We start from the raw sequence: 13,724 nt of genomic DNA, 5'->3' as shown, positions 1-13,724 counted from the left end.
CTCCCTCCGGGGCGCCGGGGTCACCCCGGGAGCACGCCCGCGAGGAGCCGACAGCGCTCCGGAGGCCCCTCAGCTGGCCGGGGACACCGAGCTCATGTTGAAGTCGGGCACGCGGACCGGCGGCATCGCGGCGCGGGTGAACCAGTCGTTCCACTCGCGGGGCAGCGTCCGCTCGGTGCGGCCGACCTGGCCGATCCGCCCCAGCAGGTCCACCGGCGACTCGTTCCACCGGAAGTTGTTCACCGCGCCGGTCACCTCGCCGCCCTCCACGAGGAAGACGCCGTCGCGGGTCAGGCCGGTGAGCAGCAGCGTCTGCGGATCGACCTCGCGGATGTACCAGAGCGTGGTCAGCAGCAGCCCGCGGTCGGTCGCGGCCACCATCTCGTCCTGCGTGGCGGTCGCCGTCGGGTCCTCGAGCAGCAGGTTGTCGACGGCGGCCACCGCGGGCGCCGTCGTCTTCAGCGCCCAGGCCCGCGGCCGGACCAGGTTGGTGAGCACGCCGCCGGAGATCCAGTCGACGGCGGGCGTGGCCATCCCGTTGTCGAACACGCTGGCCGAGCCCGACGAACTGCCCACCACCTGGAACGGCGCCGTCTCCAGCCCGGGCGCTGCGGGGTCGCTGCGCAGCGTCAGCGGCAGCTCGGCCAGCCGGTCACCGATGCGGTTGCCGCCGCCCTTGCGGGCGTAGACGTTGCGGCCCTCGTCGGCGTCGCGGGCCTCCATCGTCCAGTACGCGTAGATCATCAGGTCGCTCACCGCCGACGGCGGCAGCAGCGTCTCGTAGCGGCCGGCCGGCAGGTCGACGCGCCGCTGCGACCACCCGAGCTTGCGCTCGACGTCGGCGGCGAGGTCGGCCACCGAGACGTCGCGGAAGTCGCGGGTGCCGACGCCGGCCCACACCGACCGCGAGTAGTCGGTGCTCTTCCCGTTGAGCTCCACGCGGCCGCCGGGCTGGTCGGTGCGCAGCCGCAGGCCGGTCGAGGTGCCGAGGTACGTCGTCGTCAGCGAGTGCTCGGCGTAGCCGAACAGCAGGTCGCCGCGGTCGCGGGCGGCGCCGAAGGCCTCGCCCAGGGCCGGCGCGAAGTCGGTGAACACCTCGATCGAGGTCTCGGCCGGGTCGGCGTCCCAGTCCCCCGCGCCCGGCGGCGCCTCGGTCACCAGCGGGACGGCGTCCTCGGCCGGGCCGGCGTCGCGGGCGGCCTGCTCGCTGGCCGCGACCAGCGCGGCGACGTCGGGGGTGCCCGTCCGCGCGACCGTGCCCGTGGCCATCCCGGACCCGCCGTCGACGAACGAGACGACGACGACCTGCCGCGAGCGCATCGCGCCGTTGGTGGTCAGGCTGTTCGACGCCCACCGCAGGTTGGCCTCGGTGCTCTCGACGACGTAGGCGACGCAGCCGTCGGCCGTCGAGGCGGCCAGCACCTGCTCGACGAGCTGCTGCGCGGTCAGCCGGCTCATCGCCCGCCCTCCTGGACCGTGTTGAGGATGGTGACGCCCTCGAAGAGCGCCGCCGGGCAGCCGTGGCTCACCGGTGCGACCTGTCCCGGCTGGGCCTTGCCGCAGTTGAACGCCCCGCCGAGGCGGTGGGTCGAGGGCCCGCCGACGGCGCGCATCGAGCCCCAGAAGTCCGTCGTCGTGGCCTGGTAGGCGACGTCGCGCAGCTGACCGGCCAGCCGCCCGCCCTCGATGCGGTAGAAGCGCTGACCGGTGAACTGGAAGTTGTAGCGCTGCATGTCGATCGACCAGCTCTTGTCGCCGACGACGTAGATGCCGCGCTCGACACCCCCGATCAGCCCCTCGAGGTCAGGCCCGTCGGCCGCCGGCTGCAGCGACACGTTGGCCATCCGCTGCACCGGCACGTGCCGCGGCGAGTCGGCGAACGCGCAGCCGTTGGAGCGCGCCATCCCGCCGAGGCGCGCGGTGTTGCGGTCGACCTGGTAGCCCACCAGCACGCCGTCGCGGACGATGTCCCAGCGCTGCGCCTCGACGCCCTCGTCGTCCCAGCCGATGCTCGACAGGCCGTGCTCGGCGGTGCGGTCGCCGGTGACGTGCATGAGCTCCGAGCCGTAGCGCAGGCTGCCCAGCCCGTCGGGGGTGGCGAACGAGGTCCCGGCGTAGGCGGCCTCGTAGCCCAGTGCCCGGTCCAGCTCCGTGGCGTGCCCGACCGACTCGTGGATGGTCAGCCACAGGTTGGACGGGTCGACGACGAGGTCGTGGCGGCCGGGCTCGACCGACGGCGCCTTCGTCTTCTCCCGCAGCAGCTCGGGGATCTGTGCGAGCTCGCCGTCCCAGTCGTACCGCCCGTCGGTGAGGTACTCCCAGCCGCGGCCCACCGGCGGCGCGAGCGTCCGCATGCTCTCGAACGCCCCCGTCGACCGGTCGACGGTGAGCGCGGTGAACTCCGGGGAGATGCGCACCCGCTGCTGCCGGGTGCGGGTGCCGGCGGTGTCGGCGTAGTACTTCTGCTCCTTGACGTGCATGCAGCCCGACTGCACGTGCTCCACGCCGTCGGCGGCCAGCAGCCGCTCGGACAGCTCGGTGAGCAGCGCGGTCTTCTCGGCGTCGGGCACCTCGAACGGGTCGACGTCGTAGTCCGACACCCAGGCGCCCTCGTGCGGCGGCTCGGGCGCGAGCTCGACCCGGTCGCTGGCCACCGACGCCGACACCCGCGCGACGGCGACCGCCTGCTCGGCCAGCCGCACCGCCTCGGCCGCGGTGAGGACGACGCCGGCGGCGAACCCCCAGGTGCCCTCGTGCACGACGCGGACGGCGAGGCCGAGGTCCTCACCGTCGGTGAGCGCCTCCAGACGGGCGTCGCGCAGGCTGATCGCCTGGGTGCGGATGCGCTCGACCCGCAGGTCGGCGTGCTCGCAGCCGAGGTCGACCGCCCGGGTCAGCGCCGCCTCGGTGAGCGCGGACAGGGGCAGGGCGAGGAAGGACTCGTCGACGTCCCGGGGCTGCACCACCGCCCCTGTCTACCAGCGCCCGTCAGTGCAGGCGGCGCTGCCAGTCGGCGGGCACGCGGCCGGCGGGGCCGGGTGCCGGCTGGCTCGCCGGGCGCGACGTGGGCGGGGCGAGGCGCAGGCCGGCGGTGAACCGCCCGTCGACGTAGTCCCAGGACCAGTCCTCGCCGGGCTCGAAGCTCTGTGCCACCCGGTGCCCGGTCGCCGCCGCGTGCGCGGAGGCGTGCTGGGACGGCGAGGAGTCGCAGCACCCCACGTGGCCGCAGGCGGCGCAGCGCCGCAGGTGGAACCACCAGCCGCCGGTGGCCTCGCACTCCACGCAGCCGGGACCGCTCGGGGGGACGGACGGGTCGGCCTGGCTCATCGGGCGCTCCTCGGGTCGGGGGCTGCGGCCCGGACCTGGTCCCGGCCGCCGTCGGGCACGAGCTCGTTCCCGGTCATGGAACCGCTCCGGTCCGGCGCGAGGAAGAGCGCACCGGCCGGCGGACCGGCGGGACGCCGTCCGGCGCCCCGCCGGGGTGATCAGCCGTCGAGCACCGTCCACAGCCGGGCGATGCGACCGTCCACGACCTGGACGACGTCCAGGCCGCCGAGCACGGGGTCCGCGCCGGGCGGCCCGAGACGCCAGGGGCGCATGCCCAGGTCACCCACCCCGCGGACGGGCCCGGCCGGCGTGAAGACGAGGCCCGGCCCCTGCGCCAGCAGCCCGGTCACGGTGGCCGCCAGCTCCTCCCTGCCGCGCACCGTCCGCTCGCCGTCGACGAACACGACGTCGTCGGTGAACACCTCCGCGATCACCGCTGCCCGCTGCCGCGGGTCCGGTTCGTTGAAGACGCCCTGGAGCATGCGCTCGAGCAGCTCCGCGGAGCCGGCCATCAGTCGGTCCCGAGGACGCCGCGCAGGAACGCGATGCCCTGGCCGATGGCGGCCTCGGCGGCGGAGGTGTGCCGCAGCGGGTTGAGGCCCACGAAGTCGTGGATGATCCCGCCGTAGCGGACCGCCGTGACCGGCACGCCGGCCGCCCGGAGCCTGGCCGCGTAGGCCTCGCCCTCGTCACGCAGCACGTCGGCCTCGGCCACGATCACCAGCGCCTGCGGCAGGCCGGCCAGCTCCTCGGTCGAGGCCCGCAGCGGCGAGGCCGTGATCTCGGCCCGCTGGGCCTCGTCGGTCGTGTACTGGTCCCAGAACCAGCGCATGCCGTCCCGGGCGAGGAAGTAGCCGGTGGCGAACTGCTCGTAGGAGCCGGTGTCGAAGGCGGCGTCGGTGACCGGGTAGTAGAGGAGCTGGCCGGCGAAGGACACGCCGCCGCGCTGCTTGGCCAGGATCGTGGTGACCGTGGCCATGTTGCCGCCCACGGAATCGCCGGCGACGGCGATCCGCGAGGCGTCCAGGCCGTGTTCGGGGCCGTTCATCGCGATCCAGTCGGCGACCGCGTAGACCTGCTCGATCTGGGTCGGGTACTGCCGCTCGGGCGCGAGGTCGTAGTCCGGGAAGACGACGGCGGCCTGCACGCCGACGGCGATCTCCCGCACCAGGCGGTCGTGGGTGACCGGGCCGCCGAACACCCAGCCGAGGCCGTGCACGTAGAGCACGACGGGGAGCGGCCCGGTGACACCCCGCGGCCGCACGATGCGCACCCGGACCTCGCCGGTCGGGCCGCCGGGGACGGTCAGGTCCTCGACGTCGGCCGGGGCGAGCACCGGGGGCGGGTCGGTCTGCACCTGGACGGCGATCTCGCGGCCCTTCTCCGGGGCCAGCTGGTAGAGGAACGGCGGGGTCGAGTTCGCGTCGGCGAAGGCCTGCGCGGCGGTCTCGAGGACGGGCGGAACGGGCTCGGGCATGGCTGCCTCTCGGCTCGGTGGCGACGGGATGCGGTCCGGGGTCGACACTGACGGGGCCGCCGCGCCGTAAGTTACATGACATGTCACGTAGTTCGGGAGGGGTCGCCGGTGCTCACCGACGAGCAGCAGGAGACCTGGTTCGCCTACATGCGGGTCGTCCTGCGACTGCAGTACGAGATGAACCGGCAGCTGCAGACCGACAGCGGCCTCTCCCTCGCCGACTACGACGTGCTCAACGCCCTCGCCGACTCCCCCGGCCACCGCCTGCGGCTCACCGACCTCGCGACCCGCATCGCCTGGGAACGCAGCCGGCTGTCCCACCACCTCACGCGCATGAGCGGGCGCGGCCTGGTCGAGCGGGCGCCGTCACCGTCCGACCGGAGGGCCACCGACGCCGTCCTGACCGACGCCGGGCTGACCGCCCTGCGCGCGGCGACGCCGGGCCACGCCGCGCTCGTCGGCCGCCTGTTCTTCGACGGGCTCGACCCCGGCGCCCTCCCCGGGCTCCGGGCGGCACTCGAGGCCGTGCACGAGCAGGTGCTCGCCCACGGGACGCTCCCGCGCCCTCCCCGGCACCAGCACCGCCTGCCGGGGTTGCAGACCGGCGACTGAGGGGTAGCGCCGCGGCATGGCCGGTCCCGGGGACGACGTCACCCTCACGTTCGGCGGCAACGCGACGACGCTGCTGCGCCTGGGCGGCTTCACGCTGCTCACCGACCCGAACTTCATCGCCCGTGGGCAGCGCGTCTACCTCGGCAAGGGGCTGTGGACGAGGCGGCTGACCGACCCGGCGATCCTGCCCGAGGACCTGCCCGACCTCGACGCCGTCCTGCTCTCGCACCTGCACGGCGACCACTGGGACCGCATCGCCTACGCGACCATCGACCGCGAGACGCCGATCGTCACCACCCAGGCCGCGGCCCGCACGCTGTCCTCCCGCGGCTTCCGGGCGACGGCGGACCTGCGCCCCTGGCAGGTGCACGAGATCGGCGGCGACGGCGAGACCCTGCGGATCACCTCGGTGCCCGGCGTGCACGGCCCCGGCCCCCTGGCCAGGGTGCTGCCGCCGGTGATGGGCAGCGTGCTGGAGCTCTTCCGCGGCGGCGAGGTGACCTGGCGGGGCTACGTCAGCGGCGACACGCTCTACCGCCCGTGGCTGGGCGAGGTGCTGCAGCGCTGCGGTCCGCTCGACGTCGTCGTGGCGCACCTGGGCGGGACGAAGGCGCTCGGGATCACCGTGACGATGGACGGCCGGCAGGGCGCCGACCTGGTCGAGCTCCTGAAGCCGCCGGTCACCGTGCCCGTGCACTACGACGACTACGACCGGTTCGCCTCGCCGCTCGGCGACTTCGTGCGCGAGGTCGCCGAGCGGCGGGTGCCGGGGGAGCTGCGGACCGTCTCGCGCGGCGAGACGATCTCGCTGCGCGCCTAGAAGGCGTCACCGGTACGCCAGGCCATCTCCTGCAGCGTCAGCGTGTTGCCGTCCGGGTCGGCGAGCGCCGCGTACCGCACCCCTCCCCCCACGTCCACCACGGGCTCGACGTCGACTCCCCGACCCACCAGTTCCGCGCGGGCGCGGTCGATGTCGGCGACGACGAGATGCAGCGCCCGGATCGTTCCGGGGGTGCCTTCGTAGGCCGCCAGCCCGGTGCCGAAGCCGATCGAGCAGGACGAGCCCGGCGGCGTCACCTGGACCACCCGCACGCCGTCGGCCGGTCGTGCGTCCACGTCGACGGAGAAGCCGAGCCGGTCGGCGTAGAAGGCCTTCGCCCGGTCGACGTCGGCGACCGGGATCGGCACGAGCTCGAGCTTCATGCGCGCCGCCTCGGCGTGCCCCCCCTGGAGACGCGACCCGCTCAGTCACGGGCGAGCACCTCGTCGAGGCGCTCGTAACCCTCGACCACGCCGACCTCCATGCCGCTGGCCAGCATCGCGTCGCGGTCGGCGAAGGAGTCGCACAGCGAGGTGGCGGTGAGCCGGGTGCGGCCGTCGCCGAGGTCCTCGAGGACGAGCTTCTCCAGCGCGACACCGTCGGGCACGCCCTCGAAGGTGAAGGTCTGCACGATCAGCTCGTCGGGGCGGACGTCGTGGAAGCAGCCGCGGAAGGCGTACTCGCCGTTCTCGTCGCTGTGGACGTAGCGGTAGGAGCCGCCGGGCCGGCAGTCGTAGTGGTCGATCCGCATCTCCAGCCCGCGCGGGCCGAGCCACTGCACGACCAGGTCGGGGTCGGTGTGGGCGCGGAAGACCTTGGCCGGCGGGGCGTCGAACTCGCGGGTGATGCGGATGAGCGGGACCTCGGGGTCGGCCTCGATGCGGGTCTCGCGGGTGCTGGTGGTCATGACGGGCTCCTCTCCGGTGCGGTGGGTGGGGTCTCGTCGTCCGGCATGGACCGGAGGACGTCGTCGAGGCGGCGGTAGCGCTCCTCGGCCTGGCGCCGGTAGCGCTCGATCCACTTCGTCATCAGGTCGAACACCTCCGCCTCGAGGTGGACCGGGCGGCGCTGGGCCTCCCGGCTGCGACTGACCAGGCCGGCGTCCTCGAGCACCCGCAGGTGCTTGGACACCGCCTGCACGGTCACGTCGTACGGGGCGGCGAGCTCACCGACCGTCGCGTCACCGACCGCGAGCCGGGCGACCATGTCGCGCCGGGTCGGGTCGGCCAGCGCCGCGAACACCCGGGAGAGCGGATCAGCCGCCACCGTCGACCTCCTTCGTCAACCATTCGGTTGAGGAAGACGGTAGGGCGCTCACGGGACCTTGTCAACCGATCGGTTGCTGATCCCAGGAGCCGGGCGGCGAGGCGGGGAGGTCGAGGTCGGCGACGACGCCGCAGTGGTCGCTGGCCCACACGCCGCCGACCGGCTCGTCGAGCACCCGGGTGCACGAGCGGACCTGCAGCGTGGGCCCGTGCACGCCGCTGCGCACGAGGACCCAGTCGATCCGGCGGCTGACCGCGGTGGCCACCTCGCCGGCCCGCACCAGCGGGTTGCGGGCGTCGAACGTGAACCCGGGGTCGGCGGGGTGCAGGGTCTCCCACGCGTCCTGGTAGCAGACGCTCGTGCCGCCGAGCGACCGGCGGCCGCGCCAGAACTGCGTGCTCGCGGCGTCGGGGGGAGCGTCGAGGTCGCCCAGCACCACGGCGTGGTCGGCGCGGCCGGCCAGCCGCTCGAGCGCCCGCGCGGCGGCGAGGGCCTGCTGCTCGCGCTCGACCTCGTAACCGAACTGCCAGCTCGGCTTGTGATGGGCCACCAGCGTGCGGCCGACGGCGGCGTCCACCTCGACGACGAGCGTCGCGCACCACGCGAAGTCCCGCGCCCGGGGCGTGCAGCGCTGGTCGATCTCCTCCACCACCCGGTGCGGCGCCCTCGTCGCGAGCACCCCGCCCACGCCGTCGTCGGCGGCGCGGGAGAAGGCGGTGACGGTGTACCCGGGGCCGAGGAGCGCCTCCACGGTGCCGTCCGCGACCGGCACCTCCTGCAGCGCCACGACGTCGGCGTCCAGCCGGCGCAGCGTCTCCCCGACCAGCGCGCTGCGGCGCTCCCAGTCCGGGTTGGCCGGGCCGAGGACGTTCATGGTCAGGACCCGCAGGGACGCTCCCACGCCCGGCAGTCAACCGCCGCGCGCCGCGGTCCTCCAGCCCCGGTCGCACGCGGGGTCCTCCCCCGGTACGACGCACGGTCCCCGCGGAGATCGTCCCGGCAGCCGACGCCGGGGGAGAGCCGCCGGCCCGAGGCTCGTCCCGCCACCGGGTGGTGGCCCGACGAGGGGAGGACACGGTGGTCAGGCTGGTGCTGAGGACGCTCGCGGCGGTGCTCGCGGTCGCCGCCGCCGCGGGCGCCGGCCTGCTGGTGACGATGCCCGCGGGCGTGCACGGGTTCGGCGCGATGGTGGCCGAGCTGCAGGGTCACACCGACACCCGCGACGCCGCCACGGCTGCGCAGGCACCCGCGGGGGCGGTGCCGTACTGGACCCGCGCGGTCGGCGCCGACGTCACCGTCGTCCGGCCCGGCGAGGCGTACGGCGAGGACGACGGCAGCGTGCGGGCGGACATGGACCTCCCCCCCGGCACCGCGCCGCCCGCGGACTGCGCGCCGGTCGCCCGGCCCGGCATGCCGTGGGACGGCGGCGGCCCGTGGCCCGACCTCGCCGGCGAGCAGGCGCTGGTGTGCGAGGGCTGGGTGACCGTCGTCGTCGACGGCCACCTCTACACCTGGACGGGCCCCGACCCGCAGACCTGAGCAGCGCCGTCCTGGCTCACCGCCGCGCGTCCTGGCTCACCGCCGACGCTGAGCCAGGACGCGGCACGATCAGGTCACCTGATCGTGCCGCGTCAACCGGCCAGCCGGGCCGCCCGCCCGGCGACCTCGGTGCGCAGCGCGGCGGCGTCGACGGTGGTGACCGCGCCGTCGGCGACCACCTGCCGCCCGCCCACCCACACGTCGCGGACCAGCCGCGAGGCGCCGGACCAGACGAGGTGGGTGAGCAGGTCGGCGTCGTCCCCGACCGGCTCGAAGCCCAGGTCGCGGGTGTCGACGTGCACCAGGTCGGCCCGCCGTCCGGCCTCGACCTGCCCCAGGTCCGGGCGGCCGATCGCCTCCGCGGCCGCGCCCGTGGCCAGCCAGAACGCCTCCGCGGCGGTCAACGCGGTGGCCGAGGACTCGCGCAGCCGGGCCAGCCCCGCCGCCAGGCGCACGTCGGAGAGCAGGTCCAGCCCGTCGTTGGAGGCCGGCCCGTCGGTGCCCAGCCCCACCCGGATGCCGCGGTCGAGCATCGCCCGCACCGGCGCGATCCCGCTGGCGAGCTTGGCGTTGCTGGCCGGGCAGTGCGCGACGGCGACGTCGTACTCGGCCCACAGCTCCAGGTCGCCGTCGTCCAGGTGCACGCAGTGCGCGGCCAGCACCCGCCCGCCCAGGACGTCGTGCGCGGCCAGCAGCGAGGGCACCGACAGCCCGTGCGCGGCCAGCAGGTCGGCGCCCTCCGTGGCGGTCTCGGCGACGTGCAGGTGCAGCAGCATGCCGTGCTCGCGGGACAGCTCGGCGGCGCGGCGCAGCAGGGGCAGCGGAACGGTGTAGGCCGCGTGGGGGCCGAGCCCGTACTCGACGGTGCCGTCGTCGGCGGTGCCCGCGGCGAGGTCGACCGCGGCGGCCATCTGCTCCTCCAGCGGCGGCATCCCGGGCAGCGGCACCATCGGCGCGGCGACCACCACCCGGGCACCGGTGGCGCCCACCGCCGCGGCGATCCGCTCCGGCGCGAAGTACATCTCGACGCTGGTGGTGACCCCGCCGCGCAGCATCTCCGCCGAGGCGGCGGTCATCGCGACCTCGACGTCGTCGTCGGTCAGCCGCGCCTCCCGCGGCCACATCACCTCGCGCAGCCAGCGGTCCAGCGGCAGCCCCTCGCCCTGACCGCGGAACAGCACCATCGGCGCGTGCGAGTGGGTGTTGACCAGCCCCGGCGCGAGCAGGCCGGGCAGCGCCACGACCTCGGCGTCCCCGGCCGGCGGGGCGTCGGCGGCCCGCCCGGCCCACGCGATCCGCCCGTCCGCCACGTCGACGACCGCGTCCGGGACGACGGTGCCCGCCCGGTCGCCCACGACGACGGCCCGGGCGGTGAGGCGCTGGCGCATGGCGGCACGCTAGCCCCATCCGCCCCGTGCGTCCGGGCGACGTGCAGGCGGCGCCCAGGGGGCGCCCGTACCGTGGGAGCCATGTCCTTCCTGGCCGCCGCAGCCTCCACCGACCAGGGCGGGCTCACCGCCTGGCTGCTCTCCCTCGTGGACTCCCTCGGCCCGATCGGCGTGGGCTTCAGCATCCTGCTGGAGACGGTCATCCCGCCGATCCCCAGCGAGGCGGTCCTCGGCGCGGCCGGCGTGCTCATCGACAGCCCGTGGGCGTTCGTGGCCGTCGTCGGCTGCGCGACCATCGGCTCGATCCTCGGCGCGATCTTCTTCTACTACATCGGCCGCGCGCTCGGTCCGCGCCGCTCGCACGCCTTCCTCGACCGGCTGCCGCTGGTGGAGACCGCCGACGTCGACAAGACCTTCGCCTGGTTCGAGCGGCACGGTCGCTCAGCGGTGTTCTTCGGCCGCATGGTGCCGATCGTGCGCAGCTTCATCTCGGTGCCGGCCGGCGTCGTGAGGATGCCGTTCGGCCAGTTCCTCCTCTACTCCGCGGCCGGCAGCCTGATCTGGAACGCCGTCCTGGTCACCCTCGGCTGGCTGGCCCGCGACTTCATCGAGGCGAACCTGCACTACCTCGACTACGCCGTCGTCGCCGTCGTGGTCCTGGCGGTCGGCTACCTGGTCTACAAGCGGGTCAAGGACATCCGCCACCACCGCCGCCGGCAGACCACCGCGGGCCGGTCGGCGGACGTCCGCGGGACCGGCGACCGCCCGACCGCGTGAGCCGACCCGGGGTCGTCGCGTTCGACGTCAACGAGACGCTGCTCGACCTGTCCCCCGTCGGCGCGGCGCTCGTCGAGCACGGGCAGCCGGCCGCCCTGCTGCCCACGGTCTTCGGCCGGACCCTCCACACCGGCGCCGCCGCCACCGTGGCCGGCGTCTGGCTGTCCTTCCGCGCGGCGTTCGACTCCGCCCTGGCCCAGCTCACCGACCTGTCCGACGGCGACCGCGCGCGGGTGGCCGACGCCTTCCTCGAACTGTCCCCCCACCCCGACGTCGAGCCCGCGCTGCGCCGCCTGCACGACGCCGGCGTGCGGGTGGTGACGCTCTCGCACGGCTCCCCCGGCGTGGCCGAGGCGGGCCTGGAGCGCGGCGGGATCACGCCGCTGGTGGAGCGGACGCTGACCAGCGAGTCGGTGCGCGCCTGGAAGCCCTCGCGCGAGGCCTACCTCTGGGCCGCCGGCGCGTGCGGCGTCGCCCCCGACCGCATGGCGCTCGTGGCCGCGCACGGGTGGGACGTCCTGGGCGCCGAGCGGGCCGGGCTGACCGGCGTGTGGTTCCCGCGCACCGAGCGGGTCTACCCGCCCGGCCTGCCCGCGCCGGCCGTCGTCGCGCCCGACCTGGCGAGCGCGGTCGACGCCCTCCTGGCGCGGTGAGCCCGCCGGCGCTCGTCGGCACCCCGCTCGGCCCGGCCGCGGTGCACGCCGAGGAACCGGCCGACGGCGCCCGCGGCACGCTGGTGCTCGGTCACGGCGCGGGCGGCGGCGTCGGCTCGGCGGACCTGGTCGCCGTCACCGGCGCCGCGGCCGCGGCCGGCTGGCGGGTGCTGCGGGTCGAGCAGCCGTGGCGGGTGGCCGGCGGGCGGATCGCGCCGGCCCCGCCGCGCCTCGACCTCGCCTGGACCGCCGTCCTCGACGCGCTGCGCGCCGGCGGCGCGGTGAGCGGCCCCCTCGTCCTCGGTGGCCGCAGCGCCGGCGCCCGCGTGGCCTGCCGGACGGCGGCCGCGCAGGGAGCCGTCGGCGTGCTGGCGCTGGCGTTCCCGCTGCACCCGCCCGGCCGGCCGGAGAAGAGCCGGGCCGGCGAGCTCACCGGCGCGGGGGTGCCGGTGGCCGTCGTCCAGGGGGAGACCGACGCGTTCGGCCGGCCCGCGGAGGTCCTCGCCGCCCTGGAGGGCCGGCCGGCGGCGTCGGTGCTCCCGGTGCCGGGCGACCACTCGCTGGGGAGGGCACCCGGGGCGGTGGCCGCCGCCGCGCTGACCTGGCTGGAGGACCTCCTCAGCCGGTGATCGACACCGGCCTCAGCGGCGGCGCCGCCGCACGACGAGCACCAGGAGCAGCAGGAACGCGCCGACCCCGGCGGCGGGCGCGGCGTAGCGGGCGAGCGCCGCGCCGCCGGCCACCTCGAGCAGGTCGATCGGCTCGGGCTCGGCCACCGGCTGCTGGCGCACCGTCTCGGCCGTGCCGGTCGGGGTGCTGCGCGGCGGGGCACCGGTGGCCGGCCGGCCGGGCGGCGCGGTGTTGCCCGACGGCGGCGTGCTCGGCGCCCGGCCCACGGCGGCGACCGGGGTGGTGTCCGAGGCGGCCGGCGCCGTGTCGGAGGCGGCCGGAGCCGTGTCGGAGGCGGCCGGCGCGGTGTCGGACACCGGGGGGATCGACACCGCGGGGATCGACACCGTGTCGGTGGCGCCCGCGGCGACCGGCGCGGTGATCGGGGCGGTCTCGGTGGGAGCCGGGGCGGCCGCGGCGGCGGCCTTCTTCGCGGCCTGCTTCTTCGCGGGCCGGCCCGACGCGGAGTCGGTGGCCGACGCCGCGGCCTTCCGCGCCGCGGTGCCGGCCTGGCGCACCTTCTCCGCGACGACGTTGTCTCCGGGCACCTGCTCCACCGACTGCGCGATCTCCTCGGCCGCCCCGGTCACGGTGGCCGTGGCCTTCGCCGCCGCGCTGTCGGCGCGCTCGGCGTCGCCCTGCGCGTCGCCCTCGCCCAGCTGGGCGGCGAGCTTGTCGGCGAACTGGCCGAGCAGCTTGTTGCCGACGTCGGTCATGACGCCGCGGCCGAACTGGGCCGGGCGGCCGGTGATGTTGAGGTCGGTGAGCACGTCGACCCGGGTGGTCGCCCCCTCGCCCTGCAGCTTCGCGGTGATCGTGGCCGTGGCCGTCCCGTTGCCGCGCTGGTCCTTGCCGCGGGCGTCGATGACGGCGCGGTGGGCCGCCTCGTCCTTCTCGATGAAGGACGCCTTCCCCTGGTACGTCAGGTTGATCGGCCCGAGCTTCACCTTGACCCGGCCGGTGAAGTCGTCACCGGTGACCGAGTCCAGCGCGGCGCCGGGCATGCAGGGCGCGATCCGCTCGATGTCGAGCAGCACCCGCCAGGCCTCGTCGACGGGCACGGGGACGGTGAAGGAGTTCTCCAGCTGCACGGTGCGACCTCCGGGGTGGGAACGGACCTCGGCCGGTCCGCCCGGGAGGGCGGGCCGGCCGAGGGGACGGGCGGAGCCGGGTGCGGCCCCCTCGCAGGGACCCGG

At 75.7% G+C, this 13,724-nt stretch carries 17 protein-coding genes; 6 read left to right on the top strand and 11 right to left on the bottom strand.

What is annotated here, in order from left to right; all coding sequences use genetic code 11:
- Positions 1 to 69 precede the first annotated feature (69 nt).
- The 5 genes from JD79_RS07520 to JD79_RS07500 all read right to left on the bottom strand — a co-directional run bounded on the left by JD79_RS07520 (position 70) and on the right by JD79_RS07500 (position 4,804).
- A complete protein-coding gene (locus tag JD79_RS07520) occupies positions 70 to 1,458 on the bottom strand; it encodes a metallopeptidase TldD-related protein (RefSeq protein WP_110005015.1) in 1,389 nt (462 codons plus the stop codon).
- Positions 1,455 to 2,966: a TldD/PmbA family protein gene (locus JD79_RS07515; protein ID WP_110005014.1), complete on the bottom strand. Its 1,512-nt coding sequence runs from the start codon at positions 2,964 to 2,966 to the stop codon at positions 1,455 to 1,457. The genes JD79_RS07520 and JD79_RS07515 overlap by 4 nt, the downstream gene beginning before the upstream one ends.
- Before the next feature lie 22 nt (positions 2,967 to 2,988).
- Positions 2,989 to 3,327: a UBP-type zinc finger domain-containing protein gene (locus JD79_RS07510; RefSeq protein ID WP_110005013.1), complete on the bottom strand. Its 339-nt coding sequence runs from the start codon at positions 3,325 to 3,327 to the stop codon at positions 2,989 to 2,991.
- Positions 3,328 to 3,485: 158 nt separating this feature from the next.
- A complete protein-coding gene (locus JD79_RS07505) occupies positions 3,486 to 3,839 on the bottom strand; it encodes a nuclear transport factor 2 family protein (RefSeq protein WP_110005012.1) in 354 nt (117 codons plus the stop codon).
- A complete protein-coding gene (locus tag JD79_RS07500; RefSeq protein WP_110005011.1) occupies positions 3,839 to 4,804 on the bottom strand; it encodes an alpha/beta hydrolase in 966 nt (321 codons plus the stop codon). The genes JD79_RS07505 and JD79_RS07500 overlap by 1 nt, the downstream gene beginning before the upstream one ends.
- Before the next feature lie 108 nt (positions 4,805 to 4,912).
- Here JD79_RS07500 and JD79_RS07495 point away from each other — a divergent pair, with 108 nt between their 5' ends.
- Both JD79_RS07495 and JD79_RS07490 read left to right on the top strand, forming a co-directional pair.
- Entirely contained in the window at positions 4,913 to 5,416 is a 504-nt protein-coding gene (locus JD79_RS07495) for a MarR family winged helix-turn-helix transcriptional regulator (protein ID WP_245899897.1), read from the top strand.
- 16 nt (positions 5,417 to 5,432) lie between these two features.
- A complete protein-coding gene (locus JD79_RS07490; RefSeq protein ID WP_110005009.1) occupies positions 5,433 to 6,236 on the top strand; it encodes an MBL fold metallo-hydrolase in 804 nt (267 codons plus the stop codon).
- Here the strand turns inward: JD79_RS07490 and JD79_RS07485 are convergent.
- The 4 genes from JD79_RS07485 to JD79_RS07470 all read right to left on the bottom strand — a co-directional run bounded on the left by JD79_RS07485 (position 6,233) and on the right by JD79_RS07470 (position 8,403).
- Positions 6,233 to 6,619: a VOC family protein gene (locus tag JD79_RS07485; protein WP_110005008.1), complete on the bottom strand. Its 387-nt coding sequence runs from the start codon at positions 6,617 to 6,619 to the stop codon at positions 6,233 to 6,235. The two genes, JD79_RS07490 and JD79_RS07485, sit on opposite strands and share 4 nt — an antisense overlap.
- Positions 6,620 to 6,660: 41 nt before the next feature.
- Positions 6,661 to 7,143, bottom strand: coding sequence for an SRPBCC family protein (locus JD79_RS07480; RefSeq protein ID WP_110005007.1), 483 nt, complete (start codon positions 7,141 to 7,143; stop codon positions 6,661 to 6,663).
- Positions 7,140 to 7,502, bottom strand: a complete 363-nt coding sequence (locus tag JD79_RS07475) for an ArsR/SmtB family transcription factor (protein WP_110005006.1) — start codon at positions 7,500 to 7,502, stop codon at positions 7,140 to 7,142. Before JD79_RS07475 ends, JD79_RS07480 begins: the two co-directional genes overlap by 4 nt.
- Before the next feature lie 61 nt (positions 7,503 to 7,563).
- Positions 7,564 to 8,403 carry an endonuclease/exonuclease/phosphatase family protein gene (locus JD79_RS07470; protein WP_110005005.1) on the bottom strand — a complete coding sequence of 280 codons (840 nt, stop codon included), beginning with the start codon at positions 8,401 to 8,403 and terminating at the stop codon, positions 7,564 to 7,566.
- A gap of 176 nt (positions 8,404 to 8,579) precedes the next feature.
- Between JD79_RS07470 and JD79_RS07465 the strand changes: the two genes are divergently transcribed.
- Positions 8,580 to 9,041, top strand: coding sequence for a hypothetical protein (locus tag JD79_RS07465; protein WP_110005004.1), 462 nt, complete (start codon positions 8,580 to 8,582; stop codon positions 9,039 to 9,041).
- A 92-nt stretch (positions 9,042 to 9,133) separates the two neighbouring features.
- Here JD79_RS07465 and JD79_RS07460 read toward each other — a convergent pair whose 3' ends face one another.
- Positions 9,134 to 10,429: an amidohydrolase family protein gene (locus JD79_RS07460; protein WP_110005003.1), complete on the bottom strand. Its 1,296-nt coding sequence runs from the start codon at positions 10,427 to 10,429 to the stop codon at positions 9,134 to 9,136.
- 81 nt (positions 10,430 to 10,510) lie between these two features.
- Between JD79_RS07460 and JD79_RS07455 the strand changes: the two genes are divergently transcribed.
- Genes JD79_RS07455 through JD79_RS07445 form a run of 3 tightly spaced genes read left to right on the top strand, consistent with a single transcriptional unit; the run spans position 10,511 to position 12,488 of the window.
- On the top strand, positions 10,511 to 11,206 hold the full coding sequence (locus tag JD79_RS07455; RefSeq protein ID WP_110007524.1) for a DedA family protein: 696 nt from the start codon (positions 10,511 to 10,513) through the stop codon (positions 11,204 to 11,206).
- On the top strand, positions 11,203 to 11,859 hold the full coding sequence (locus tag JD79_RS07450) for an HAD family hydrolase (RefSeq protein WP_110005002.1): 657 nt from the start codon (positions 11,203 to 11,205) through the stop codon (positions 11,857 to 11,859). Before JD79_RS07455 ends, JD79_RS07450 begins: the two co-directional genes overlap by 4 nt.
- Entirely contained in the window at positions 11,856 to 12,488 is a 633-nt protein-coding gene (locus JD79_RS07445; protein ID WP_110005001.1) for an alpha/beta hydrolase family protein, read from the top strand. The genes JD79_RS07450 and JD79_RS07445 overlap by 4 nt, the downstream gene beginning before the upstream one ends.
- Before the next feature lie 12 nt (positions 12,489 to 12,500).
- On the opposite strand, the gene JD79_RS07440 is transcribed toward JD79_RS07445, so the two are convergent.
- Entirely contained in the window at positions 12,501 to 13,619 is a 1,119-nt protein-coding gene (locus tag JD79_RS07440; RefSeq protein ID WP_110005000.1) for an SRPBCC family protein, read from the bottom strand.
- Positions 13,620 to 13,724 lie beyond the last annotated feature (105 nt).

This window comes from Geodermatophilus normandii (genome assembly GCF_003182485.1).
Taxonomy (GTDB): Bacteria; Actinomycetota; Actinomycetes; order Mycobacteriales; family Geodermatophilaceae; genus Geodermatophilus; species Geodermatophilus normandii.
The sequence above is the reverse complement of the archived record's forward strand: the minus strand, read 5'-3'. Positions and strand labels throughout refer to the sequence as shown.